The organism is Microbacterium sp. SORGH_AS_0862 (assembly GCF_030818795.1).
Taxonomy (GTDB): Bacteria; Actinomycetota; Actinomycetes; order Actinomycetales; family Microbacteriaceae; genus Microbacterium.
On record NZ_JAUTAY010000001.1, the window covers coordinates 3,176,528 to 3,199,970 of the forward strand.

Below are 23,443 nucleotides of genomic sequence, written 5' to 3' on the forward strand. Positions count from 1 at the left end.
GCTCACTCCCGCGGCGCAGTGGACGCCGCAGCGATCAGCTCGCGTGTGAAGGGGTGCCGTGCGGCGGTGAAGACCGCTTCCGTCGGGCCTTCCTCGACGACGCGACCGCCGCTCATCACGAGCACGCGATCGCTCACGCGCCGGACGACCGCGAGGTCGTGCGAGATGAAGACGACGGCGGTCCCGGTCGTCGCCGGCAGGGACAGGATGAGCTCGAGGATGCCGGCCTGCGTCGCGACGTCCAGTGCCGACACGGGCTCGTCGCACACCAGAACGTCAGGTGAGGCGGCGAGGGCGCGCGCGATGGCGACCCGCTGACGCTGTCCGCCGGAGAGCGTCGCCGGACGTCGACGCAGGAGCCCGGGATCCAGCTCCACCAGCTCGAGGAGCGCACGAGGAGCGGGCGAGGACGGGGCGGACGAGGCCGTCAGGATGCGTTCCACGTTCCACCGAGGATCGAAGCTGCCCGCGGGGTCCTGCGGAACGAGGCGGATGCGGGGTGCGGGGGTTCCGAGCGCGATGGTGCCGGTGTCCGGACGCTCGGCGCCCACCAGCAGCCGGGCCAGGGTCGTCTTTCCCGACCCGGACGCACCGACCACGCCGACCACCTCGCCCGCGCGGATCCGGAGGTCGACGTCCGCGAGGGCGGTGACCGAGCGATAGGCACGGCCGAGGCCCTCCGCACTCAGAAGCACGCGGCCCGCCGGCTGCGCGGGCACCCACTTCGGCCCGCGTGGCGTCGCGGCGAGCAGCGTGCGAGTGGCCACGTGGCGCGGCGCGGAGAGCACCTGCGACGTCGGACCCGTCTCCACCACGACGCCGTGCTCGAGAACGGCCACCCTGTCGGCGACGCGGGCGACGGCTGCGAGGTCATGGCTGATCAGAAGGACGGCCCGACCCTGGTCGCGGATGCGGGCGAGCAGATCCAGCACGTGCACCGCCACGGTGGCGTCCAGGGCGGTGGTGGGCTCGTCGGCGATGAGGATGTTCGCGCCGCCCACCAGCGCGGAGGCGATGAGCGCGCGCTGCCGCATCCCGCCCGACAGCTCGCCCGCCCGACGCGCCAACAGCCTCTCCGGCTCCGGCAGTCCGGCGTCCGTGAGAGCCTGCACGACGCGCTCGCGTCGGAGGGCTCGGGGAACGCGGCGCAGCGCGAGCGTCTCGCCGACCTCCGCCTCGATCGTCCGGAGCGGGTCGAGGGACTGGAGGGCGTCCTGCAGCACGAGCGCGATGTCGCGCCCCCGCATCCGTCGCCAGTCGCGCCGTCCCGCGAGCCTCACATCGCGCCCCGCGACCTCGAAGTGCGCCGCGGCGACCGAGGCCCCGCTCTGCTCCTGAGTGAAGCCCAGGAGCGTGCGCGCCAGCACGGACTTGCCTGCGCCGGAGGAGCCGACGACGGCGACGATCTCGCCCGGCGCGACGTCGAGGTCGATGCCCTGCAGGACGCTGCCGGTGCCCGGAAGGGCGACCCGCAGTCCCTTCACGTGCAGACCGCTCATGTGCGTACCCCGCTCGCCAGACGTCGCCCCACCGCGGTCAGCACGGCGGCCGTGGCGACGATCGCGAGCCCGGGGAAGACCGTCAGCCACCAGGCGCTGCCGATGTAGACGCGCCCGGCGTTGAGCATCGCTCCCCACTCGGGCGAGGGCGGAAGCGCTCCGAGTCCCAGGAAGCTGAGGGCGGACACCCACACGATCGCCTGGCCGACACCGAGGGTCGCGACGGACACGAGGGGCCAGAGCGCATTGGGTGCGATGTGCCGGAGGAGGATGCGGACCGGCCCGACATGCTCGAGGCGGGCGTACTCGACGTATCCGCTGCGCGCGACCTGCCGCACCTGCGTGCGCAGCATCCGCGCGTAGCCCGGTGTCGTCGCGAGCCCGATCGCCACCACCGACGCCGTCGTCCCCGGGCCCGCCACAGCCACGAGTAGGAGGGCCATGACGAGCGTCGGGAGGGCGAAGAGCACCTCGATGATCCGCGACAGCGCCGCATCCAGCCACCGCGGTCCGAGGCCTGCGGTGAAGCCCAGCACGAGGCCGGCTCCCACGCCGATGGCGGTCGCGGCGGCGCCGACGCCGGCGGATGCGGCGGCACCGTGCACGACGCGCGTGTACAGATCGCGCCCCGACTCGTCCGTCCCGAACAGGTGGGCAGGACTCGGCGGACGGAATGCGTCGGCGGGGGCGATCGCGAGCGGGTCTCCCGGAGCCAGGAGACCCGGCCAGACGATCGCCACGAGCAGCACGCCGAGGCCGATCAGCGCCGCCACGCCTGCCGCGCCCCATGCGGCAGCGAACGCTCTCACGGCTCCCGGCCGTACGCGTGTCGAGGTCGTGGCGCTCATGCACCGACCGCCACGGTCGGGACGCGCAGCGACCGTGGGCGGCGGCCACGCAGACGGGGATCGACGAGAAGCTCCGCCGCATCCGTCAGCACGACCACGACGACGTAGATCAGGGCGACCACGACGACGGCGCCGATCACGAGCGGGACGTCGCGGGCGGTGGCCGCGTCGATGAGCAGGCGCCCGAGACCGGGGCGTGCGAAGAGGGCCTCGACGACCACGGCGCCGGACAGCAGGCTGCCGTAGGCCCAGCCGGAGAGCGCCAGCGCGGGGAGCGCGGCGTGTCGCAGCGTGTGCCGCAGCAGCACCCGTACCTCGGATGCGCCTCGGCTGCGAGCCGTCATCGCGAAGGGCGCGGCGTCGGCGAGGGCGAGGGAATCGCGCATGACCTGCGCGAGGAAGCCGGCGATCGGTACGGCGAGTGTGATCACGGGGAGCACGAGGCCCGCGGGATCGGCGCCGACGCTCGTGGCGGGCAGCACGCGCCACGTCGCTGCGAACAGCAAGATCAGCACCGCGCCGAGCCAGAACTGGGGCATCACCGTGGCCACCGTCTCGACGGAGCGCAGAACCGTGGACACGACCCGCGCCGCCCGGCCGCGCACCACCGTGACGATGGCCGCCCCCATCAGCGCCAGCAGCCACGCGACCACCAGGGCGAGGGTCGCGAGCAGGAGCGTCGAGGGCAGCTGTGCGGCGATGAGCTCGGCGACGGGCTGCTTCCTCGCGTAGGAGTCGCCCAGCTGAAAGGTCGCGATGCGGCCCAGCTGCAGCAGGTACTGCACGATCAGCGGCTGGTCGAGCGCGTACGTGCGGGTCGCCGACTCCACCGTCTCCGGCCCGGCCTGGGAGCCCGGCCCACCGAGGATCGCCTCGAGGGGGTCGCCGGAGGCGCGCAGCGCGAAGAACACCACCGTGGCGACGAGCCACACCACCAGCAGCGCCGATCCGACGCGCGCCGCCACGCAGCGAAGCACCTGCACCGAGCGATCAGCCGTTCAGGCGCGCGTCGATGAAGGTCGGCGTCGCCACCGTGCCCAGCGTCGTGACCCCGCTCGCCCCGCGCACCAGGAAGTGGTTCTGCTGGTCGTAGAGGGGGAGGATGGCGTAGCTGTCGAGGACGATGTGCTGCGCCTGGGCGTACAGGTCGGCACGCTGCTGCTCATCTGATGCGGCCGATGCCTGATCGAGCAGCGCGTCCAGCTCCGGGTCGGACAGCTGCGCGTGGTTGGCGAAGTAGCCGCTCGGCGCGGGAATGATGCCGTCGGAGTCGTACAGGATGCGCAGGACGTCGGGTCCGACCTTCGTGTACGGCGCACTGACCGCCTCGTACTCCTTCTTGCCGAGCGCGGCGTACCAGCCCGACAGGTCCATCGGCGTGATCTGGACGTCGAAGCCGACCGCGCCGGCATTCGCCTGGATCTGCTCGAAGAGCGACTGCTCCGCCGCCACCGACTGATTGGTGCTGACGGGGAATCGCACGCTGAGACGGGCCCCGTCCTTCATGCGGACACCGTCCGCATCCCGTGCGGTCCAGCCGGCCTCGTCGAGCAGCTCTTCTGCGCGCGCGGTGTCGGTCGTGAACAGCGACTCGTCGCCGATGGCGACCGGCTCCGTGCTCGCGAGCGGCGAGTAGGAGCGCGTGACCGTGCCCTGGTAGAGGGCTGCGATGCCGGGATCCGGATCCGCGGCCCGGGCGAAGGCCTCGCGGACGCGGATGTCGTCGAACGGTACCTGGCCGGTGTTGAGCTCGATGCGGTTCACGGACCCGGGGCGGGGTGCGTCGATGTGGGTCGTGTCGGTGGAGTTCTCCGCCGCGACGATCGCGTCCGGCTGCGGGTTGTCGATGACCTGCACCTCGCCTGACAGCAGGGCGGCCTGCCGCGTCGCCGCGTCCGGGATGAAGCGCCACTCGATCGCGTCGAGGTAGGCGGGGCCGTCGTGCTGGGCCTCGGGGCCGGGGGAGGCGTAGTCCTCGTTGCGCACGAGGTGCACCGATTCCTGCGGCGTCCAGGAGTCGACGACGAAGGGGCCCGTGCCGATCGGGGCCTTGCAGTTCTCCTCCTGGCCACGGGCGATCCCGGCGGGGGATTCGATCGCGGTCCACTGCTGGCTGAGCGACTCCAGCAGCGCGGAGTCGGGGGCGGACAGATGGAAGCGGGCGTGCGTCGCGTCCACGACCTCCACCTCGGTGACCTTGGCGACCGCGAGATAGCCCGTGCTGGACGCCGTGTCGGGGTCCTTCAGGTGCTCGATGTTGGTCTTGACCGCGGCCGCGTCGACGGGCGTCCCGTCGGTGAAGGTCAGCCCGTCGCGGAGTGTGAAGTCCCACGTCAGACCGTCGTCGCTGACCTGCCACGACTGGGCGAGCCACGGCGTGATCGTGCCGTCGGCCTCGCGGCCGACGAGCGGCTCCAGGTACTGCGTCGAGATGAGCGCCTGGGGGTAGTTGCCGCCGACGTGGGGGTCGAGGCACGTCGGCTCGGCGTCGCCGGTCGCGTAGACCAGGGTTCCGCCGTCGCGCGGTGTGTCAGCGGTGCCGCCCGCCGCGCACGCAGTGAGGGCGAGGGCGGCGACCAGGCCCGCGGCCGCGCTGACGGCGCGACGAGAGCGGAGAGATGCAGAGATCATGGGGAACCTTCGGCGAGGTGGGACGCACGGATGAGTGCGGACGGACTTGCTGTAACCGGTCCAAGAATGCAGCCTACCGCGGTTCTCGGGTTCCGCTCCGCCGCATGCCCGGCCCGGGTATCGGCCGCACGCTGTGCAGGAGATCGCCACGGTTCAGGCGACTCGGGCGGAACGGTCCTGTTCGGGGGAGTTCTCCTGCGGAGGGATGCGGCCGCGGTCGCCGCAGCCGGACGCTGGCTATGCTGCACGGGTGACCGACGCGCCGCGCATGGGACGACCTCGAGCGAGCTCGCGCGAGACGATCGCCGAGGCCGCGTGCGAGCTGTTCTTCGAACAGGGCTACGACGGGACCTCGATCGGCGACATCACCCGCCGCGCCGGCGTCGCGCGTGCCAGTTTCTTCAACTACTTCCGCGCGAAGAGCGACGTGCTCTGGTCGGGTTTCGATGCCCGGCTGGCAGCGGCCTTCTCCGCCATGGCTGCGGGGGAACCCGTCGCCGACGCTCTCGCCGGCATCGGACGCGACCTCGCGCCCGACACGCTGGCGCTCGCGATCACCAACGCCGACGCCATGGGGCTCGGCGAAGAGCTCGAGAGGCAGCGCGCCGAACGCCTGGCGCTGCTCCAGCGTGAGATCGCCCGCCGTCTCACGGACGCGACGGGCGACGCTCTGCTCGCACAGATCCGCGCCGCCGCCTACGGGGCGGGGGTCCTGGGTGCGGTCTGGATGTGGGCGGAGCGCGGGGCCTCATCGGTGTCTCTGGAGGGACTGCTGCAGCACGCGCTGTCGCTGTGCGAACGCTTCGGAGCGTCCGGCGACTCAACCGCTGCCGCGCTCGCGTAAAATCGACGCATCATGGCGACTTTCGGCACCCTCTCCGACCGGCTCACTGAGACCTTCCGCAATCTGCGCACGAAGGGAAAGCTCAGCCCCGCCGACGTCGACGGCACGGTGCGCGAGATCCGTCGCGCCCTGCTCGATGCCGACGTCGCGTTGGCCGTGGTGAAGGAGTTCACCGGAAAGGTCCGCGAGCGGGCGCTCGGCGACGAGGTCAATCGCGCGCTGAACCCGGCGCAGCAGGTGGTGCAGATCGTCAACGAGGAGCTCGTCGCGATCCTGGGTGGCGAGCAGCGTCGTCTGCAGTTCGCCAAGACGCCGCCCACCGTGATCATGCTCGCGGGTCTGCAGGGCTCCGGAAAGACCACCTTTGCGGGCAAGCTGGCGCGTCTTCTGGAGAAGGACGGGCACACGCCGCTCCTCATCGCGGCTGACCTCCAGCGCCCGAACGCCGTGAACCAGCTGCAGGTCGTCGCCGAGCGTGCGGGAGCGGCGATCTACGCCCCCGAGCCGGGCAACGGCGTCGGCGACCCGGTGCGGGTCGCGCGCGACGGCGTCGAGTATGCGCGCCGTCACCAGCACGACACGGTCATCATCGACACGGCTGGACGCCTGGGCGTCGACGCCGAGCTCATGAAGCAGGCCGCCGACATCCGCACGGCGACGGACCCCGACGAGGTCCTCTTCGTCATCGACGCGATGATCGGTCAGGATGCGGTCAACACCGCGACCGCTTTCCAGGAGGGCGTGGACTTCACCGGTGTCGTCCTCTCGAAGCTCGACGGCGACGCCCGCGGCGGTGCCGCCCTGTCCGTGGCCTCGGTCACGGGCCGCCCCATCATCTACGCCTCCACCGGCGAGGGTCTCGAGGACCTCGAGCCCTTCCACCCGGACCGCATGGCGAGCCGCATCCTCGATCTCGGCGACATCCTCACCCTGATCGAGCAGGCGCAGCAGACCTTCGACGAGGCCGAGGCGATGAAGGTCGCCGAGAAGCTGGCGAAGGAGCAGTTCACCCTCGAGGACTTCCTCGAGCAGCTGCAGCAGATGAAGAAGATGGGCTCGATGAAGAAGATGCTCGGGATGCTCCCGGGCATGGGCCAGATGAAGCAGCAGCTCGACAACTTCGACGAACGCGAGATCGATCGCACCGAGGCGATCATCCGCTCGATGACCCCGGCCGAGCGCCGCAACCCCAAGCTTCTCAACGGCTCGCGACGCCTGCGTATCGCGCGCGGATCGGGCATGACGGTCACCGATGTGAACCAGCTCGTGCAGCGCTTCGACCAGGCTGCCAAGATGATGAAGACGGTCGCTCGCGGTGGTGTGCCCAGCATGCCCGGTGTCGGATCGATGGGTCGGCCGGGTGCGTCCGCCAAGCGCGGCAAGCAGCAGAAGGCGAAGGGTTCGCGGTCGGGCAACCCCGCCAAGCGCGCCGCCGAGAACGCGGGACTCCCGGCAGCGGAGCCGACCGGTTCGGGCTTCGGCCTGGGCGGCGGAAAGGCGCCGAGCGAGGCCGATCTCGCCGAGCTGCAGAAGCTTCTGGGTCGCGGCTGAGCCCGCCTCAGAGCACGATGCCCGCGTGCGCGAGCACTGCGCGCACGTGACGGGCGAGGTACTCCTGCCCCTCGGCGGTCGGATGCTCGCTGTCCCACTGCAGCAGCTCGGGGTTCTCCTGCAGCGGCTGCCCCAGCCAGACGAAGGTGCCGTCGGCCGCCTGCACCGCCGCGCGGAGGGCATCGGAGCTCCACGCGATCGACTGCGGCGCCTCCCACGGCCGGTTCCACAGCGTGCTCAGCCCGACGATCCGCGTCGAGGGGAGTGCCTCGTGCAGCTCCTCGACGGTCGCGCGGGTGGCGGAGTCGATGTCGTCGACGTCTTCATCCGCGTCATTGTCCGACGACTGCAGGATGACCATCGCGGGTTTGAGGTCGATGGCCTCCTGCGCGAGCGCGGAGAAGTTCGTCCCGCAGTCGCCGTCGACGACGAAACCCGCGCCCCCGCAGGAGAGGTTGACGATGTCGAGGTGCGTCTGCTCGCCCAGCAGCACGGGCCACGCCTCGTCGGGGTCGAGGCCGTATCCCGACATGATCGAGTCGCCGATCGTGACGATGACGGCGTCTGAGGCGACGGTCGGCGTCCGCGTCGGCGCTGCCGAGGGGGCGGGCGACGCGGTATTCCGAGCGCTGTTCAGCCGGGGCGGCGGCGCGGCGGCGCACCCGGTCATCGTCAGCGCCGCCGCGCCGACAGCGGCCCAGGCGGTCACGTGGAGCCGATAGTGGCGGCGGGCGATCACGGGACCACGGTAGGCAGCGAGTTTATGAGTGCGGTACAGGTTCAGCCTCGGGCGGCCAGCGGTGCGCGGCGCTCGGGGCCGGCGCGGAACTCGCGGATGAGGTGCTGCACCACCTGGCGCAGGTCGCCGCCCGACGCATCCGCCACCGCGAGCTGGCGCGCGTAGCTGGCGCCTTGCGCGAGCGTGGCGCGCACGCCCTCGAGCTCCTCGGCGCACTTGAGCTCGACGGCGATGTCGCGCACACGCTCGAGCGTGGCCTCCAGATGCTCGACGACGCTCTCCTGACGTCCGTCTCGATCGACGATGACCCGTGCATCCAGTCCGTACCGCGCGGCGCGCCACTTGTTCTCTCGTACGAACCACGGCTGCAGCGTGGGCAGCTCCTCGCCGGCGTCGAGCCGGCGGGAGAAGTCCTCGACGAGCGTCTGCGTGAGGGCGGCGACCGCGGCGAGCTCGGGCAGGGTCGACATCCCGTCGCACGCGCGCACCTCGATCGTGCCCCACCGCGGAGCGGGACGGATGTCCCAGCGCACCTCGGTGGCGTCCGCCATGACCTCCGTGCGCACCATGTCGTCGAGGTAGGACTCGTACTCCGCCCAGTCGCCGAGCCCCCACGGCAGACCCGCCGTCGGCAGCTGCTGGAAGACGAGGGCGCGGTTGGACGCGTATCCGGTGCGCTCGCCCGCCCAGAACGGACTGGATGCGGAGAGCGCCTGCAGGTGCGGCAAGTAGGTGGACAGAGCGTTGATGATGGGGAAGACCTTCGAGACGTCGTCGACGCCGACGTGCACGTGGATCCCCCAGATCATCATGTTCCGCCCCCACCACTGGGTGCGCTCGATGAGGGAGTGGTAGCGGGTCTTGTCGGTGACCTCCTGGTCGTACCACTGCGCGAAGGGATGGCTTCCTGCGCAGAGGAGCTCGACGCCGCGCGGATCCGTTGCGGTGCGCACGGCCGCGATCGCATCCGCGATGTCGTCGACGGCCGCCTCGACCGTGTCGCCGACGCCGCTGGTGACCTCGATCGTGTTCGTCAGAAGCTCACCGGTGACCGCGAACCGCTCTGGGGCGACCGACTCCTCGAGCTCATCGATGATCTCGGGCCCGCGGGGGACGAGATCACCGGTGCTCCCGTCCGCGAGCATCAGCTCCCACTCGAGTCCGACGGTCGAGCGGCGCGACGGGGCGAAGGGGACGGTCACCGGCTCAGTCTGACACGCGGCGGGCGCTGGTTCGCGAGCCGCGTCATCATCTGGCAAAATAGACAGCTGGACCCCGCCCGACCCTCTATCCGGCCGGGTCCGAACCACAGAGCTTCCGCCGGGTGTGCACCCCACGCTCCAGGCGACCAGTTCGACCACCTTCCACACATTCAGGAGAATCGTGGCTGTCAAGATCCGTCTCAAGGCGTCTCGGCAAGATCCGTGCGCCCTACTACCGCATCGTCGTCGCCGACTCGCGCACCAAGCGCGACGGTCGCGTGATCGAGGAGATCGGTCAGTACCACCCCACCGAGGAGCCCTCGGTCATCAAGGTCGACTCCGAGCGGGCCCAGTACTGGCTCGGCGTCGGCGCGCAGCCGACCGAGCAGGTCCTCGCCATCCTCAAGCTCACGGGCGACTGGGGTCGCTTCAAGGGCGACAAGGACGCCGTGAGCACCGTCAAGTACGCAGAGGGCAAGGCTCCCTTCGAGGTCGACGCGGCCAAGAAGTCGGTCATCAAGCCCAAGGCCGAGAAGAAGGCCGAGGAGCCCGCTCCCGTCGAGGCCGAGGCCGCCGACGAGGCTGCTGAGAGCACCGAGGCGTAATCATCGTGCTGGCTGCCGCGCTCGAACACGTCGTCAAGGGGATCGTCGACAACCCCGACGCCGTGCGCATCGTCTCGTCCACGTCGCCGCGCGGCGACGTGCTCGAGGTGCACGTCCACCCCGATGACCGGGGTCGCGTGATCGGGCGCGGCGGTCGCACCGCCAAATCTCTGCGGACCGTGGTCACCGCCCTCGCCGACGGCAGCCGCGTGCGCGTCGACGTCGCCGACGACTGATGGCGGCCGCATCCGCCGACGGAGCGCGCGCGTCCGCGCCGCGCCCCGGCAAGACCCAGCTTCGTGTCGGCCGCCTCGTCAAGGCCCATGGTCTCAAGGGCGCGCTGAAACTCGAGCTGTACACGGACGACCCGGACGGTCGGTTCGTCCCCGGGGCGGAGTTCACCCTCCAGGTCCCCGATTCGTCGCCGTGGTTCGGCAAGACCGTCACCGTGCGTGAGTTCCGCTGGATGAACACGCACCCGGTGGCATTCTTCGAGGGCGTCGACGACCGTGACGCGGCCGAATCTCTCGTGCGCGCCATCCTCTGGATCGACCAGGACGAGCAGAGCACACCCGACGAAGAGGACGCCTGGTTCGACCACCAGCTCGTCGGCCTCGACGTCGTCCGCGACGGTGTCGTCGTGGGGCGGATCGCCCGTGTCGACCATCTTCCTGCGCAGGATCTGCTCGCGGTCGCCGTGGGCGAGAGCGAAGTGCTGGTGCCGTTCGTCAAGGCGATCGTGCCCGAGGTCGACCCCACCGCGGGCCGCGTGGTCGTGACGCCGCCCGCCGGGCTCTTCGAGGAGCTTCCCGCCGACGACGACCCCGCCCCTGACGACGAAACGGCCGCGACCCGCGAGGACTGACGTGCGCATCGACGTCATCACGATCTTCCCCGAGTTCTTCGACGTTCTCGAGGTCTCCCTCCTCGGCAAGGCCCGTGGCAACGGGCTCCTCGATGTCCGGGTCCACAACCTTCGCGACTTCACGACCGACCGGCATCGCACGGTCGACGACACCCCGTACGGCGGGGGAGCGGGCATGGTCATGAAGCCGGAACCCTGGGGTCTCGCGCTCGACGCGATCGCACAGGAGGCGACGTCTGCGCCGACGTTCGTCTTCCCGTCGCCGGCGGGAGAGCGGTTCGTGCAGGGGACGGCCCGTGAGTGGAGCGGTCGCGACCACCTCGTCTTCGGCTGCGGCCGGTACGAGGGCATCGACGAACGCGTCTTCCGCTACGCGGCCACGCTCGGCGAGGTGCGACTCGCCAGCCTCGGTGACTACGTGCTCAACGGCGGCGAGGTCGCGGCGATGGCGATGATCGAGGCCGTCGGACGTCTCGTTCCCGGTGTCGTCGGCAACCCCGAGAGCCTCGTCGAGGAGTCGCACGAGGACGGTCTGCTGGAGTACCCCTCGTATACGAAGCCCTCCGATTGGCGCGGTCTGGTCGTCCCCGATGTGCTCCTGAGCGGACATCACGGCCGCGTGGCCGAGTGGCGCCGTGAGCAGCAGGTGGAACGCACGCGTGAGCGGCGTCCCGACCTGCTCGCCGACTGAGCCGGGATCAGTCGACGCCGAGGAACCCGCGGTCGGTCAAGACGACGGGGCCGTCGGCTGTGACGGCCACGGTGTGCTCGGTGTGCGCCCCGCGGGACCCGTCTGCGCTGCGCAGCGTCCAGCCGTCCGGGTCCGTCACGAGCCGATCGGTCGTCTCCAGCAGCCATGGCTCGAGCGCGACCACGAGTCCTTCGCGAAGCGGATAGCCGCGGCCGGCCTTTCCGTCGTTCGGCACGTGCGGATCACCGTGCATCACGCGGCCCACGCCATGACCGCCGAAATCGGTGTTGATGGAGTACCCGGCGCCGTGCGAGACGGCCGCGATCGCGGCCGAGACGTCGCCGACGCGGTTGCCGACCGTCGCCGCCTGGATCGCCGCATCCAAGGCGACGCGTGTGGTCTCGATCAGACGCAGATCCTCGTCGCGAGGGACTCCGACCACGAAGGAGACCGCGGAGTCCGCGACCCAGCCGTCGACGGATGCCGCGAAGTCGAGCGAGACGAGGTCCCCGTCGCGCAGCGTGTAGTCGAAGGGGAGCCCGTGCAGGACGGCATCGTTGATCGAGGTGCAGATCACCTTGCCGAAGGGGCTCGCTCCGAAGGACGGGTGGTAATCGATGTAGCAGGACTCGGCGCCCGCCTTGCGGATCATGTCGTGCGCCTTGCGATCGAGCGTCAGCAGATTCGTGCCGACCTTCGTGTCGTCCCGAAGCGTCGCCAGCACTTCGGCGACGAAGCGTCCGGCCGGTCTCATCTGCTCGATCTCAGCCGGCGTGCGCAGTTCGATCATGGTGCTCCTTCGTTCTCGTCTCCATTCTCTCCCGGCCGCCGGACGTGTGTCGTGGGCGCGACCGTCCTGCCCCGCTGGGCGTCTGCCCCGAGTGTCGGTCACGCCCGGCGCTCGTCCCGAGCGGCCGCGTACGATGCAGACATGTGGCTTCGTCGTGCCGGCTTCCACTGGCTTCTGCCGTCCGCCTTTCTGCTGCCGCTCTGGCTCTTCGTCGGCTGGACGGTGACGGGCGCGGGCGGTTGGGCCCTGCTGTGGGTGTTGTTCATCGCCATCCCCTCGGTGTTCTTCGGCCAACTCCTGCTGACGCTGTTCACGCGTCTGCGACCGACAGCCCGCGCCGAGCGAGCGCTGTCCTGGTGGGATGTGGCCGGCTACGGCCTCTGGCATGCGTTGACGATCGTGCTCGGCCTCTTCGTGCAGCAGTGGTGGGCGCCCATCATGGTGCTCACGGTCCTGGTGGGTGTCGCGAACATCTGGCTGCAGCTCTGGCAGCTGTGGCGCGAGGCGCGCCCGCGCGCGGCGGTGCTGCACACGAGCGACGGCACCGCCTACATCCCGCCGACGAAGCCCGCACCGGCCGCATCCGCTCCGGCGCACGAGGTCATCGTGGTCGAGGAGACGCTGCACCGCGACGCCTGAAGTTGGCGCCGGCAGCGGAGCATGGCAGAATAGTTGTTTGTGCCCTGACCGGTCTCTGCCTCAGGGGAGACAGCCGCGCATCCCGCGCGGTGCGGGCACCGCTCCAACTTTCGTAAACACCAGTTTCGCAGCCGACCTGTGGCGGTTGCAGGAAGAGATCACTCATGCAGATCCTCGACGCCGTCGATGCGGCTTCGCTCCGCTCCGACATCCCGGACTTCGGTCCCGGCGACACCGTCAAGGTGCACGTCAACATCACCGAGGGCAACCGCTCGCGCATCCAGGTCTTCCAGGGCGTCGTCATCGGCCGCCAGGGCGACGGCGTGCGCGAGACCTTCAACGTCCGCAAGATCAGCTTCCAGGTCGGCGTCGAGCGCATCTTCCCGGTGCACTCGCCGATCATCGACAAGATCGAGGTCGTGACGCGCGGTGACGTGCGTCGCGCGAAGCTGTACTACCTCCGCAACCTCCGCGGCAAGAAGGCGAAGATCAAGGAGAAGCGCGACCGCTGATCGCGTTCTTTCACGAAGCCCCGACCGCTCCGGCGTCGGGGCTTCGTCGTGTCCGCGGCCGCGTCCGGATGTGCGACGCTAGAGTGCGGCTCGTGCCGCCTGTATCTCGAGGAACTGCATGAGCACCGACAACCCCTCCGTCGACGACGCATCGCTGCCCCGCCGATCCCGGCCCCGCCGACGGCGCGGCGCGTTGATCTTCCTCCGCGACGTGCTGGTCATCATCCTCATCGCGCTGCTCGTGTCGTTCCTCGTCAAGACGTTCCTGGTGCGCTCGTTCTACATCCCGTCGGCGTCGATGGAGAACACGCTGATCGAGCAGGACCGGATCCTCGTCGACGAGCTGACGCCCCGTTTCGGCGGATACGAGCGCGGTGACGTCGTCGTCTTCCGCGACCCGGGCGGCTGGCTCGGCTCGACGGTGTCTGCTCCGAGTCAGGGGCCGATCGTCGACGGCATCGAATGGGTGCTCTCGCTCGTCGGCCTCGCGGCGCCCGACAGCGACGACCACCTCATCAAGCGCATCATCGGTCTGCCCGGCGATCATGTCGTGTGCTGCAACGACCTGGGCCAGATCACCGTCAACGGTGCGCCGATCGATGAGTCCTCATATCTCCTGCTGCCCGATCCGGGCGCCCCCGCTTCGTCACTCGACTTCGATGTCACGGTGCCGGAGGGGTCGCTCTGGGTGCTGGGGGACAACCGTTACCGTTCCAAGGACTCGCGGTACAACCAGGATCAGCCCGGGCGCGGCTTCGTGCCCATCGACAACGTCGTCGGACGTGCCTTCCTGATCACCTGGCCGTTCGACCGCTTCGGCGGCATCGACTTCCATCACGAGGTGTTCGCCGACGTTCCGCGGCCGGAGGGCCAGTGAGTCCGGTCCAACCGACGCTGCGTCTGGAACGGCGCCTGTGGGCCGAGCAGCGCGTCGTCGTCGCGTGCGACGAAGTCGGGCGGGGAGCTCTCGCCGGCCCCGTGGTGATCGGTGCGACGGTCATGGCGCCGCGCACCCGCCGTGTCCGGATCCCGGAGGGGCTGCGCGACTCCAAGCTCATCCCCGAGGCGCGCAGAGCGGATGTGGCTCGGACCGCCGCGGCGTGGGTCGATGCGAGCGCTCTGGGTTGGGCGTCCGCTGCAGAGATCGACGCCGTGGGGATCACGCGGGCGCTCGGTCTCGCCGCGCACCGCGCTCTCGACGGTCTTCGCTCGCAGGGCGTGGATGTGACGGGTGCGGTCGTCCTGCTCGACGGCAACCACGACTACATCTCGCCCGCGGGCTCGACGCCGTACGAGGTACGCACCGTGATCAAGGGCGACCGCGACTGCGCGAGCGCCGCGGCCGCATCCGTCGTCGCCAAGGTGGCCCGCGACGCGCACATGGTCGCGCTGCATCCGGATGCGCCCGCGTACCTGTGGGAACGCAACAAGGGATACGCGAGCCCGGAGCACCGTGCCGCCATCGCCGCACACGGGCTTCACGCGCATCATCGCGCCTCGTGGCAGATCGCCGCGGCGCCCACACTCTTCTGAGACCGCGCCGACCCGGACCGCAGCCGTAGAATGGACGCACCATGGATGACGATGTCTTCGAAGACTACGACCGCGAACTCGAGCTCGCTCTGTATCGGGAGTACCGCGACGTCGTCTCGCAGTTCCAGTACGTGATCGAGACCGAACGCCGCTTCTACCTCGCCAACGACGTCAATGTCGTGCGCCGTGACACCGAGCACGACTTCTACTTCGAGATCTCGATGACCGACGTGTGGGTGTGGGACATCTACCGCGCCGACCGCTTCGTGAAGGCCGTACGCGTGCTGACGTTCAAGGACGTGAACGTCGAGGAGCTCTCGCGCCGAGACTTCCAGCTTCCCGAGGAGCTCTCGCTCGACAACTGAGCAGATCTCCTCACCCCCGGGGCCGCGGCGGGTTCTCCCCGATGCGAGGTCAGGCGTGAACGGCGGCTCCGCAGGGTCGACACGCTGGGGCGATGGCAGCGAAAGACGACCTGGGGCGAGACGGTGAGAACCGCGCCGCATCCTTTCTGACCGACCGCGGGTACCGGATTCTCGACCGCAACTGGCGTTGCCCTCTGGGTGAGATCGACATCGTCGCGGCGGAAGCCGGCGAGATCGTCGTGGTCGAGGTCAAGACACGTACGAGCGAGCGCTTCGGGCACCCCCTCGAAGCCATCGACGCGCGCAAGCGCGCCCGGTTGTGGCGACTCGCGGTGGCTTGGTGCATCGCGCATCCCGACGAGGCGCGAGGGCGCGCGGTGCGTATCGACGCCGTGTCCGTCCTGGGGATGGACGCCGGCACCGGTCATGTCGAGCACCTGCGGGATGTGCGATGACCGTCGCTCGCACGTGGTCGATCGCGCTGAACGGGCTCGAGGGCTCTCTCGTCGAGGTCGAAGCCGACGTCAGTCAGCAGACCCCCGAATTCCGCATCATCGGACTCGGGGACCGGGCGCTTGGCGAGGCGGTGCAGCGCGTGCACAACGCATGTGCGAACTCCGGTCTCCCGTTGCCCAGACGCCGTCTCACCGTCAACCTGTCACCGGCGAGCTTGCCCAAGCACGGGTCCGGCTTCGACGTCGCGATCGCCATCGCCGCGCTGACCGCGGACGGCGGGATGGATGCGGCGTCGGTCGCCGGAACGGTGCACATCGGCGAGTTGGGGCTGGACGGTCGCCTGCGACCCGTTGCAGGCGTGCTTCCCGCAGTCGTGGCCGCCGCGCGTGCGGGGCGTCGCCGGATCATCGTGCCCGCGGCGAACGGTGAGGAGGCCCAGCTCGTGACGGGCATCGAGGTGCTGCCGGCCGCGACCTTGGCCGAGGTCGCCGCTCGGCACGGCGCGGACGTGATCGTTCCCGACGTACCCCCGCCGACGCGTGCCCCGGCAGAGGACGAGGATCGTGAGCTGCTGGATCTGTCGGATGTGATCGGCCAGCGCGAAGCGGTCGAGGCACTCGTGGTGGCAGCCGCCGGCGGGCATCACCTACTGATGAGCGGGCCGCCGGGGGCGGGCAAGACGATGCTCGCGCGGCGCCTGCCCGGCATCCTTCCGCCGCTCGACCGCGAGGCGGCGCTCGCTGTGGCATCGGTCCGATCGCTGTCGGGCGAGGCCGTGACCTCCCTCACCCGCATCCCGCCGCTGGAGGCGCCGCACCACACGGCCAGCGTCGCTGCGCTGGTCGGCGGAGGCTCCCGTGTCATCCGGCCGGGCGCCATCGCGCGCGCCAGCGAGGGGGTGCTGTTCCTCGACGAGGCGGGCGAGTTTCCCGCGAGCGTCCTGGACGCGCTGCGACAGCCGCTCGAACGGGGCGACATCCACATCCACCGCTCCGGCGTCAGCGTGCGATATCCGGCGCGATTCCAGCTCGTTCTCGCCACCAATCCCTGTCCCTGCGGCAACTACGGGGTGCGTGGGGCGACGTGTGAGTGCCCGCCGTCCGCGATCCGCCGCTACCTCGGGCGACTGTCGGGACCCCTGCTGGATCGCGTCGACATCGATCTGCCGATGCGCCGCGTCGCGGCAGTGGGCGTCGATACCGCGGTCGGGCGCGTCTCGACAGCGGAAGCAGCCGGACGCGTGGCGGACGCCCGTGCGCGTACCGCGGAGCGGTTGGCGCGGACGCCCTGGCGACGAAACGTCGACGTACCCGGCCGTTGGCTGCGCGAAGGGCCCTCGGCACCACCCGCCGAGGTGCGGGCGCCGCTCGACGCCGCGCTCGAACGCGGCCAGCTGACCCTGCGCGGCTACGACCGCGTCCTGCGCCTGGCGTGGACGTTGGCCGATCTCGCGCAGCGCGCGGGTCCGACCCGGGAGGACATCGGGCGAGCGCTCTTCATGAAGCGGGGGATCGCCGCATGAACGTCGACGCCTCGATCGAGCGGATGCTGCCGTTGCTGGGGGAGCGGGCTACGCCGGAGCGAGCCGCCCGCGTCTTCTGGAGCGGCGTCGCGGAACCCGGCGATGCGCTTGCGGGGGCGCTGCTGGCGCGCGTGCCCGCCGTGGCCGCGCTCCGCGTCGCCGCGCATGCCGCGGAGATCCAGCGGATCACCGGCGCCCCGACGCGTGCTGCCGCGGATGCCGCAGCTCGTTGGCGTCCGCGACTGCGGGACGACCTCCTGAGCGACCCTCTCGAGCGGGCCGCACGCTCGCGGGTGTCGATCCTCGTCCCCACGGACCCCGAGTGGCCCGAAGCGGTCGACGATCTGGGGGATCATGCTCCGATCGCCTTGTGGGTCCGCGGCGATCCCGATGCGCTCCGTGTGCCATCCGTCGCGCTCGTCGGCGCGCGGGCGGCCACCGCCTACGGCGAGCACGTGGCGGGCGAGCTGGCCGCGGGAGTGGTCGCGGCGGGCGTGTCGGTCGTCTCGGGCGCGGCCTACGGAATCGACGGCGCGGCGCACCGCAGTGCTCTCGCCACCCGCTCCGGCTCCACGGTCGCCGTCCTCGCCGGCGGCTGTGATCGCTCCTACCCGGCCGGGCACGAACAGTTGCTGGAGCGGATCGCCGCGACCGCGGCGGTGGTCGCAGAAGTGCCGTGCGGCGCAGCGCCGACCAAGTGGCGCTTCCTCGCGCGCAACCGCCTTATCGCGGCACTCTCGCTCGCGACCATCGTCGTCGAGGCGGGGGCGCGGAGCGGGTCGTTGAACACCGCCGGGCATGCAGCATCACTGGGTCGCCCCCTGGGCGCCGTGCCCGGGCCGGTCACGAGCGCAGCATCCCTCGGATGCCATCGGCTGCTCCGTGAGTACGACGCGGTCTGCGTGACGGATGCGGCCGAGGCGCGGGAGCTCGCCGGCCTCGGGATGGCCAGGCCGCTCGTGGTGCCCGGTGCGCGCACGGATGAGCGGACGCGCGTGCGGGACGCGCTGAGCACGAGGGTCGGGCGCGACGCGGCAGAGCTGGCGGCGCGTTCCGGGCTCGCGACCGCCGAGGTCGAGGCCATCCTGGGCGTGATGCTCCTCGAGGGGTCGGTCGTGGGCGTCGACGGCGGGTGGCGACGCCCAGCGGGGCGGTGACTGGCAAGCTGGCTGCATGATGCTGGCGGCTGCGATCGACGCCTGGTGCGATCACCTCACCGACGTGCGTCGCCTGTCGCCGGCGACGGTGCGGGCGTATGGAGCCGATCTGCGCGATTTCGCCGCGCTGTCCGGGGTCGAACAGGTCGAGAGTGCGGACCTGGAGGAGCTGCGCGAGTGGCTCTGGCAGGCCACGAACCGCGGCGACAGTCGCGCCACGATCGCCCGGCGCACCGCATCCGCCCGGGGCTTCTTCGGCTGGGCGCGCGAGCAGGGGATCATCCAGGCCGACCCGAGCCTGCGTCTCATCGCGCCCAAACGCGGTCGCACCCTTCCCGCGGTCGCGAGCGCGCCCGCCCTGGGTGAGATGCTCGGCGCGTTGGCGGTCGACAGCGCCGACGGCGACCCCGTCGTGTTGCGGGACCGTGCGGTGCTCGAACTGCTCTACGGCGCCGCGCTGCGCGTGTCGGAGCTGTGCGCACTGCGGAGCCGGGATCTCGACCGCGAGCGTCGCACCGTTCGTGTGGTCGGAAAGGGCAACAAGGAACGCGTGGTTCCCTACGGGGCGCCCGCGGACGAGGCGGTCGCCGCGTATCTCGTCCGTGCGCGACCCGTCCTCGCGGCCCGTGCCGGCGATCAGCCGTCGGACGCCCTCTTCCTCGGCGTGAGAGGGGGCGCGTTGGGTCCGCGCAGCGTGTATGACCTCGTCGCCCGTACCGTCGGCCCCGTCATCGGACGTGCTGCCGGTCCGCACGCCCTGCGCCACTCTGCCGCGACGCATCTCCTGGACGGCGGAGCCGACCTGCGCGCCGTGCAGGAGATGCTGGGGCATGCGAACCTCGGCACCACGCAGATCTACACACACGTCTCGCACGAGCGGCTCGCGGCTACCTACCGTCAGGCGCATCCGCGGGCGTGACGCCGACGCCGCGCGGCGCGTACCGTGAAGGCATGACACCGCGCCGACTGGGCCAGATCGCGATCCTCCTCACCGCAGCGGCCGTTGTGACCGGATGCGGCGTCGTCGCCGGCCCGCGCCAGACGGTTCTGCCGGAGCCGCCGAGCGCGGCGCCGTCGGCGTCGTCCCCTGCCCCCACCCGTCCGATGACGCCCGCGCCGTCGGCGCCGTCACCCGCAGCGGACGGTCAGCTCGTCTGCGACAGCGGGACGACGGAGATCTCCGGCGCCGACCAGGACTTCGTGCTCGCCGGCGACTGCGGGAGTGTGATGATCGGAGGAACAGGGCTGCGCGTGGATGCGACACGGGCGACGCTCGGCGTCGTCCAGCTCTCCGGAGATCGCAACGACCTGCGTACATCGGACATCTCCGACCTCTCCGTGGGAGGTCAGGACAACACGGTCGACGCGGGAACGCTGTCGACGGTGTCCCTCAACGGAGATCGCAACGCCCTGACGGCGGCGGGTTTCGGTGCGCTGATCGTGTCCGGCAACGACAACGCGGTGCGCGCGGACCGTCAGGGGACGGTGACCGACAACGGTCAGCGCAACACCGTCACCGGTCGCTGAAATCAGCAGCACGGCAGCAGCACGGCGCGCGGCACCCCTCCCAGCAGGAGCAGCGGGTTGATGTACGCGCCGTCGCGCCGCGCGCCGAGATGGAGAGCGCCCCGGGCGGCGTGCCCGCCGTCGGCGAGTGTGCCAACGACCTCGCCGGCCCCCACTCCCGTTCCCGGCGGCAGGGACGTGGTGACGGGCTCGAGCGTGCTCACCAGACCGTCCCCGTGGTCGATCGTGACGACGGGGCGGTCGACCACGACCCCGACGAAGAGGATCACGCCATCATCGGGCGCGACGACGGTGTCGGTGCCGGCCTCGATGTCGATTCCGCGATGGCCGGCCGCGTAATCGTGCGCGGGCTGCCGATAAGGCTCGACCACGCGGCCGAGGACCGGCCATGTCCATGAGTGCGCCGCATCGGCATCCGATGCGGCGGCTGAGACGTCCGGAGCCCACGTCGCCACGGCAGACGGTGCCGTGAGGGCGAGCAGAGCGATGGCGATGGCGGCGGTGCGGCGGGCGTGGGTACGGGCGGACATGCCCTCACCGTGCCCGGGAACGCGACCTGCGCGGGTCGCGGAGACGCGTGTGGGGACGGATCGCCCCGGGCGTGAGCGCGGGGGAGGAGACGTCGTTCGGCTGCACCGTGGGGTGGGTCGGCGACTGATACACTTGAGGCGCACCTCGCATGTCGAGGTGACTCCGCGTGCCCTCAGCGGCAACACCCCGCGGCACATCCACCCTACGGTCCCGTCCTCGGACGGGTGGGTGCGTGCCGGGCACCAGGCTCGTCGGCCGATCGGTTCGACGCGAACAACCGCAACAGAAGGAGAACGGCCATGGCCGTCGTCACCATTCGCCAGCTGCTCGACAGCGGCGTCCACTTCGGACACCAGACCCGCCGGTGGAACCCGAAGGTCAAGCGCTTCATCCTCACGGAGCGCTCCGGCATCCACATCATCGACCTCCAGCAGTCGCTGTCGTACATCGACAAGGCGTACGAGTTCGTCAAGGAGACCGTCGCCCACGGTGGCACGGTTCTCTTCGTCGGCACCAAGAAGCAGGCGCAGGAAGTCATCGCCGAGCAGGCGACGCGTGTCGGCCAGCCCTACGTGAACCAGCGCTGGCTCGGCGGTCTGCTGACCAACTTCTCGACCGTCAGCAAGCGCCTCGCCCGCATGAAGGAGCTCGAGGAGCTCGACTTCGAGGACCCGGCAGCCAGCGGCTTCACGAAGAAGGAGCTGCTGCTCAAGAAGCGCGAGCTCGACAAGCTGCACAAGTCGCTCGGTGGTATCCGCAACCTCACCAAGACGCCGTCCGCCATCTGGATCGTCGACGCCAAGCGCGAGCACCTCGCCGTCGATGAGGCGACCAAGCTCGGCATCCCGGTCATCGGCATCCTCGACACGAACGCCGACCCGGACGAGTTCCAGTTCCCGATCCCCGGCAACGACGACGCGATCCGCTCCGTCTCGCTGCTGACGCGCATCATCGCGGACGCCGCTGCCGAAGGCCTGCAGCAGAAGCACAACCCCGAGTCCGGCGCCGAAGAGCCCCTGGCCGAGTGGGAGCGCGAGCTCCTCGAGCAGGGCGCGCCCGTTGCCGAGGGTGCTGACGCGGTCGTCGCATCGACCGAGTCCGCTGCGGACGAGACTGCCGCCGAGGAGCAGGTCGAGGCCGTCGCCGCCGCTTCTGGCGAGAGCGTCGAAGCCGTCGCCGAGGCCGAGGCCACCGACAAGTAATCAGCGCGTCCCCTGGACCCGCTACGATCGGCGCGGCCGCGAACCGGCCGCGCCGATCGGCATCCGCGAGAACTCTCCCAACAGAAGGAGCCGCCACTCATGGCAAACTTCACCATCGCCGACATCAAGGCTCTGCGCGAGCAGCTCGGCACGGGCATGGTCGACACCAAGAAGGCGCTCGAGGAAGCCGACGGCGACCTCGAGAAGGCCGTCGAGATCCTCCGCCTCAAGGGCGCGAAGGGCAACGCGAAGCGTGCGGACCGTTCGACGAGCGAGGGCCTCGTGGCCGCGCGCGAGGTCGACGGCAAGGTTCACGCTCATCGAGCTGAACACCGAGACGGACTTCGTTGCCAAGAACGAGCGCTTCATCGCTCTCGCCGACAAGGTCGTCGAGGCTGCCGCTGCCGTGTCCGCCGACTCGGTCGAGGCCGCTCTGGCCGCGCCGGTGGACGGCAAGACCGTCGAGCAGCTGATCTCCGACGAGGCCGCGATCATCGGCGAGAAGGTCGAACTGCGTCGCGTGCGTACCCTCTCGGGCGACCACGCCGAGATCTACCTCCACAAGACCAGCAAGGACCTTCCGCCGCAGGTCGGCGTCGTCCTGATCTACTCGGGTGACGACGCCGAGACTGCGCGCAGCATCGCGCAGCACATCTCGTTCGCCAACCCCTCCTACCTCTCCCGCGACGACGTGCCCGAGGCCGACGTCGAGAGGGAGCGCGAGATCGTCACCGAGATCTCCCGCAACGAGGGCAAGCCCGAGGCCGCGCTGCCGAAGATCGTCGAAGGCCGCGTGAACGCGTTCTTCAAGCAGGTCGCCCTGCTCGACCAGGACTACGCGCGCGACAACAAGCTGTCCGTCGCGAAGGTCGCCTCCGACGCAGGACTGACCCTCACCGACTTCGCCCGCTTCAAGGTCGGCGCGTAAGTCGCTCGAAAGGCCCGCATCGTCGTCGGTGCGGGCCTTTCGCATGCCGTAGTTTTGACCCGACGAGAAGAGGACGCACACATGGACGAATCGACCGGGCGCCGTCGCGTCCTTCTGAAGCTCTCCGGAGAGGCCTTCGGGGCCGGCTCCCTGGGGGTCAACCCCGACATCGTGAGCCAGATCGCTCGTGAGATCGCCGCGGCGGTCGACGAGGTCGAGATCGCGATCGTCGTCGGCGGCGGCAACTTCTTCCGCGGCGCCGAGCTCAGCCAGCGTGGCATGGACCGTGGTCGCGCGGACTACATGGGGATGCTCGGCACCGTCATGAACGCGCTCGCTCTGCAGGACTTCCTCGAGCAGGCAGGCGCCGCGACGCGCGTGCAGTCCGCGATCGAGATGACGCAGGTGGCGGAGCCGTACATCCCGCGTCGCGCTCAGCGTCACATGGCCAAGGGGAGAGTCGTGATCTTCGGTGCCGGAGCCGGCCTCCCGTATTTCTCCACCGACACCGTCGCGGCCCAGCGGGCGCTCGAGATCGGCGCCGACGAGGTCCTCGTCGCGAAGAACGGCGTGGACGGGGTCTACACGGCCGACCCCAACAAGGATTCCTCGGCGGTCAAGCTCGACCGGATCACCTACAACGACGCGCTCGTCCAGGGACTCAAGGTGGTCGACTCCACCGCCTTCAGCCTATGCATGGACAACCGTATCGACATGCGGGTGTTCGGGATGGAGCCGGCAGGCAACGTGACACGCGCCCTGCGCGGCGACGAGATCGGCACGCTCGTCACGGCGTGACCTCCGCG

25 protein-coding genes and 2 pseudogenes are annotated in these 23,443 nt (G+C 70.4%); 19 read left to right on the forward strand and 8 right to left on the reverse strand.

Annotated features, from left to right (window positions below; genetic code table 11):
* Positions 1 to 2: 2 nt before the first annotated feature.
* From QE377_RS15605 to QE377_RS15620, 4 genes are read right to left on the reverse strand one after another with little or no spacing between them, the layout of a single operon-like run.
* On the reverse strand, positions 3 to 1,499 hold the full coding sequence (locus QE377_RS15605) for an ABC transporter ATP-binding protein (protein WP_307325052.1): 1,497 nt from the start codon (positions 1,497 to 1,499) through the stop codon (positions 3 to 5).
* The gene (locus tag QE377_RS15610; RefSeq protein WP_307325055.1) at positions 1,496 to 2,347 is read right to left on the reverse strand and encodes an ABC transporter permease; all 852 of its coding nucleotides are present in this window, start codon (positions 2,345 to 2,347) and stop codon (positions 1,496 to 1,498) included. Before QE377_RS15610 ends, QE377_RS15605 begins: the two co-directional genes overlap by 4 nt.
* Positions 2,344 to 3,312 (reverse strand): ABC transporter permease, encoded by a 969-nt coding sequence (locus QE377_RS15615; RefSeq protein ID WP_307325058.1) that lies wholly within the window; start codon positions 3,310 to 3,312, stop codon positions 2,344 to 2,346. The genes QE377_RS15610 and QE377_RS15615 overlap by 4 nt, the downstream gene beginning before the upstream one ends.
* 25 nt (positions 3,313 to 3,337) lie before the next feature.
* Positions 3,338 to 4,978 carry an ABC transporter substrate-binding protein gene (locus QE377_RS15620; protein WP_307325060.1) on the reverse strand — a complete coding sequence of 547 codons (1,641 nt, stop codon included), beginning with the start codon at positions 4,976 to 4,978 and terminating at the stop codon, positions 3,338 to 3,340.
* A gap of 250 nt (positions 4,979 to 5,228) precedes the next feature.
* Here QE377_RS15620 and QE377_RS15625 point away from each other — a divergent pair, with 250 nt between their 5' ends.
* Entirely contained in the window at positions 5,229 to 5,822 is a 594-nt protein-coding gene (locus tag QE377_RS15625) for a TetR/AcrR family transcriptional regulator (RefSeq protein WP_307325063.1), read from the forward strand.
* A gap of 12 nt (positions 5,823 to 5,834) precedes the next feature.
* Complete coding sequence (ffh, locus tag QE377_RS15630) at positions 5,835 to 7,373, forward strand: signal recognition particle protein (protein WP_307325066.1); 1,539 nt, start codon at positions 5,835 to 5,837, stop codon at positions 7,371 to 7,373.
* Positions 7,374 to 7,380: 7 nt separating this feature from the next.
* Here the strand turns inward: ffh and QE377_RS15635 are convergent, their stop codons facing one another.
* Complete coding sequence (locus QE377_RS15635) at positions 7,381 to 8,112, reverse strand: SGNH/GDSL hydrolase family protein (RefSeq protein WP_307325068.1); 732 nt, start codon at positions 8,110 to 8,112, stop codon at positions 7,381 to 7,383.
* A 41-nt stretch (positions 8,113 to 8,153) separates the two neighbouring features.
* A complete protein-coding gene (locus QE377_RS15640) occupies positions 8,154 to 9,314 on the reverse strand; it encodes a glutamate--cysteine ligase (protein ID WP_307325070.1) in 1,161 nt (386 codons plus the stop codon).
* Positions 9,315 to 9,495: 181 nt separating this feature from the next.
* Between QE377_RS15640 and rpsP the strand changes: the two are divergent.
* From rpsP to trmD, 4 genes and pseudogenes are all read left to right on the forward strand, one after another.
* Positions 9,496 to 9,919, forward strand: a pseudogene (gene rpsP / locus QE377_RS15645) (30S ribosomal protein S16).
* A gap of 5 nt (positions 9,920 to 9,924) precedes the next feature.
* Entirely contained in the window at positions 9,925 to 10,155 is a 231-nt protein-coding gene (locus tag QE377_RS15650) for an RNA-binding protein (protein WP_137417151.1), read from the forward strand.
* The gene (rimM, locus tag QE377_RS15655) at positions 10,155 to 10,784 is read left to right on the forward strand and encodes a ribosome maturation factor RimM (RefSeq protein ID WP_307325074.1); all 630 of its coding nucleotides are present in this window, start codon (positions 10,155 to 10,157) and stop codon (positions 10,782 to 10,784) included. Before QE377_RS15650 ends, rimM begins: the two co-directional genes overlap by 1 nt.
* Position 10,785: 1 nt before the next feature.
* Positions 10,786 to 11,475: a tRNA (guanosine(37)-N1)-methyltransferase TrmD gene (gene trmD / locus QE377_RS15660; RefSeq protein ID WP_307325076.1), complete on the forward strand. Its 690-nt coding sequence runs from the start codon at positions 10,786 to 10,788 to the stop codon at positions 11,473 to 11,475.
* A 7-nt stretch (positions 11,476 to 11,482) separates the two neighbouring features.
* On the opposite strand, the gene map is transcribed toward trmD, so the two are convergent.
* Complete coding sequence (gene map / locus QE377_RS15665) at positions 11,483 to 12,265, reverse strand: type I methionyl aminopeptidase (RefSeq protein WP_307325079.1); 783 nt, start codon at positions 12,263 to 12,265, stop codon at positions 11,483 to 11,485.
* Positions 12,266 to 12,406: 141 nt separating this feature from the next.
* On the opposite strand from map, the gene QE377_RS15670 reads away from it, so the two are divergent.
* The 10 genes from QE377_RS15670 to QE377_RS15715 all read left to right on the forward strand — a co-directional run bounded on the left by QE377_RS15670 (position 12,407) and on the right by QE377_RS15715 (position 19,976).
* Positions 12,407 to 12,904 (forward strand): MFS transporter permease, encoded by a 498-nt coding sequence (locus tag QE377_RS15670; RefSeq protein ID WP_307325081.1) that lies wholly within the window; start codon positions 12,407 to 12,409, stop codon positions 12,902 to 12,904.
* Between the two features lie 164 nt (positions 12,905 to 13,068).
* Positions 13,069 to 13,416: a 50S ribosomal protein L19 gene (gene rplS / locus QE377_RS15675; RefSeq protein WP_137417146.1), complete on the forward strand. Its 348-nt coding sequence runs from the start codon at positions 13,069 to 13,071 to the stop codon at positions 13,414 to 13,416.
* Positions 13,417 to 13,534: 118 nt separating this feature from the next.
* Positions 13,535 to 14,293 carry a signal peptidase I gene (gene lepB, locus QE377_RS15680; RefSeq protein ID WP_307325088.1) on the forward strand — a complete coding sequence of 253 codons (759 nt, stop codon included), beginning with the start codon at positions 13,535 to 13,537 and terminating at the stop codon, positions 14,291 to 14,293.
* On the forward strand, positions 14,290 to 14,949 hold the full coding sequence (locus QE377_RS15685; RefSeq protein ID WP_307325091.1) for a ribonuclease HII: 660 nt from the start codon (positions 14,290 to 14,292) through the stop codon (positions 14,947 to 14,949). Before lepB ends, QE377_RS15685 begins: the two co-directional genes overlap by 4 nt.
* A 41-nt stretch (positions 14,950 to 14,990) precedes the next feature.
* Positions 14,991 to 15,314 (forward strand): DUF2469 family protein, encoded by a 324-nt coding sequence (locus QE377_RS15690; protein WP_137417143.1) that lies wholly within the window; start codon positions 14,991 to 14,993, stop codon positions 15,312 to 15,314.
* Positions 15,315 to 15,406: 92 nt separating this feature from the next.
* Positions 15,407 to 15,769 (forward strand): YraN family protein, encoded by a 363-nt coding sequence (locus tag QE377_RS15695; protein ID WP_307325095.1) that lies wholly within the window; start codon positions 15,407 to 15,409, stop codon positions 15,767 to 15,769.
* Positions 15,766 to 17,292, forward strand: a complete 1,527-nt coding sequence (locus QE377_RS15700) for a YifB family Mg chelatase-like AAA ATPase (RefSeq protein WP_307325097.1) — start codon at positions 15,766 to 15,768, stop codon at positions 17,290 to 17,292. The genes QE377_RS15695 and QE377_RS15700 overlap by 4 nt, the downstream gene beginning before the upstream one ends.
* Positions 17,289 to 18,449, forward strand: coding sequence for a DNA-processing protein DprA (gene dprA / locus QE377_RS15705; protein ID WP_307325099.1), 1,161 nt, complete (start codon positions 17,289 to 17,291; stop codon positions 18,447 to 18,449). The genes QE377_RS15700 and dprA overlap by 4 nt, the downstream gene beginning before the upstream one ends.
* 16 nt (positions 18,450 to 18,465) lie before the next feature.
* Positions 18,466 to 19,368, forward strand: coding sequence for a tyrosine recombinase XerC (locus tag QE377_RS15710; RefSeq protein WP_307325101.1), 903 nt, complete (start codon positions 18,466 to 18,468; stop codon positions 19,366 to 19,368).
* A 32-nt stretch (positions 19,369 to 19,400) separates the two neighbouring features.
* The gene (locus QE377_RS15715) at positions 19,401 to 19,976 is read left to right on the forward strand and encodes a hypothetical protein (RefSeq protein WP_307325104.1); all 576 of its coding nucleotides are present in this window, start codon (positions 19,401 to 19,403) and stop codon (positions 19,974 to 19,976) included.
* Between the two features lie 2 nt (positions 19,977 to 19,978).
* Here QE377_RS15715 and QE377_RS15720 read toward each other — a convergent pair whose 3' ends face one another.
* Positions 19,979 to 20,506 carry a M23 family metallopeptidase gene (locus QE377_RS15720; protein ID WP_307325106.1) on the reverse strand — a complete coding sequence of 176 codons (528 nt, stop codon included), beginning with the start codon at positions 20,504 to 20,506 and terminating at the stop codon, positions 19,979 to 19,981.
* 300 nt (positions 20,507 to 20,806) lie between these two features.
* Between QE377_RS15720 and rpsB the strand changes: the two genes are divergently transcribed.
* The 3 genes and pseudogenes from rpsB to pyrH all read left to right on the forward strand — a co-directional run bounded on the left by rpsB (position 20,807) and on the right by pyrH (position 23,435).
* Positions 20,807 to 21,709: a 30S ribosomal protein S2 gene (gene rpsB / locus QE377_RS15725; protein ID WP_307325108.1), complete on the forward strand. Its 903-nt coding sequence runs from the start codon at positions 20,807 to 20,809 to the stop codon at positions 21,707 to 21,709.
* Positions 21,710 to 21,808: 99 nt separating this feature from the next.
* Positions 21,809 to 22,637: pseudogene (tsf, locus tag QE377_RS15730) on the forward strand (translation elongation factor Ts).
* Between the two features lie 81 nt (positions 22,638 to 22,718).
* On the forward strand, positions 22,719 to 23,435 hold the full coding sequence (gene pyrH / locus QE377_RS15735) for a UMP kinase (RefSeq protein ID WP_137417134.1): 717 nt from the start codon (positions 22,719 to 22,721) through the stop codon (positions 23,433 to 23,435).
* The last annotated feature ends 8 nt before the right edge of the window (positions 23,436 to 23,443 follow it).

Coding starts and splice junctions, on each gene's coding strand:
- QE377_RS15700 (WP_307325097.1), top strand. CDS start 15,766: ATGACCGTCGCTCGCACGTGGTCGATCGCGCTGAACGGGCTCGAGGGC.
- rplS (WP_137417146.1), top strand. CDS start 13,069: ATGCAGATCCTCGACGCCGTCGATGCGGCTTCGCTCCGCTCCGACATC.
- QE377_RS15610 (WP_307325055.1), bottom strand. CDS start 2,347: ATGAGCGCCACGACCTCGACACGCGTACGGCCGGGAGCCGTGAGAGCG.
- QE377_RS15605 (WP_307325052.1), bottom strand. CDS start 1,499: ATGAGCGGTCTGCACGTGAAGGGACTGCGGGTCGCCCTTCCGGGCACC.
- QE377_RS15715 (WP_307325104.1), top strand. CDS start 19,401: ATGACACCGCGCCGACTGGGCCAGATCGCGATCCTCCTCACCGCAGCG.
- QE377_RS15695 (WP_307325095.1), top strand. CDS start 15,407: ATGGCAGCGAAAGACGACCTGGGGCGAGACGGTGAGAACCGCGCCGCA.
- rpsB (WP_307325108.1), top strand. CDS start 20,807: ATGGCCGTCGTCACCATTCGCCAGCTGCTCGACAGCGGCGTCCACTTC.
- dprA (WP_307325099.1), top strand. CDS start 17,289: ATGAACGTCGACGCCTCGATCGAGCGGATGCTGCCGTTGCTGGGGGAG.
- pyrH (WP_137417134.1), top strand. CDS start 22,719: ATGGACGAATCGACCGGGCGCCGTCGCGTCCTTCTGAAGCTCTCCGGA.
- map (WP_307325079.1), bottom strand. CDS start 12,265: ATGATCGAACTGCGCACGCCGGCTGAGATCGAGCAGATGAGACCGGCC.
- ffh (WP_307325066.1), top strand. CDS start 5,835: ATGGCGACTTTCGGCACCCTCTCCGACCGGCTCACTGAGACCTTCCGC.
- lepB (WP_307325088.1), top strand. CDS start 13,535: ATGAGCACCGACAACCCCTCCGTCGACGACGCATCGCTGCCCCGCCGA.
- QE377_RS15690 (WP_137417143.1), top strand. CDS start 14,991: ATGGATGACGATGTCTTCGAAGACTACGACCGCGAACTCGAGCTCGCT.
- QE377_RS15670 (WP_307325081.1), top strand. CDS start 12,407: ATGTGGCTTCGTCGTGCCGGCTTCCACTGGCTTCTGCCGTCCGCCTTT.
- QE377_RS15720 (WP_307325106.1), bottom strand. CDS start 20,506: ATGTCCGCCCGTACCCACGCCCGCCGCACCGCCGCCATCGCCATCGCT.
- rimM (WP_307325074.1), top strand. CDS start 10,155: ATGGCGGCCGCATCCGCCGACGGAGCGCGCGCGTCCGCGCCGCGCCCC.
- QE377_RS15710 (WP_307325101.1), top strand. CDS start 18,466: ATGATGCTGGCGGCTGCGATCGACGCCTGGTGCGATCACCTCACCGAC.
- QE377_RS15620 (WP_307325060.1), bottom strand. CDS start 4,978: ATGATCTCTGCATCTCTCCGCTCTCGTCGCGCCGTCAGCGCGGCCGCG.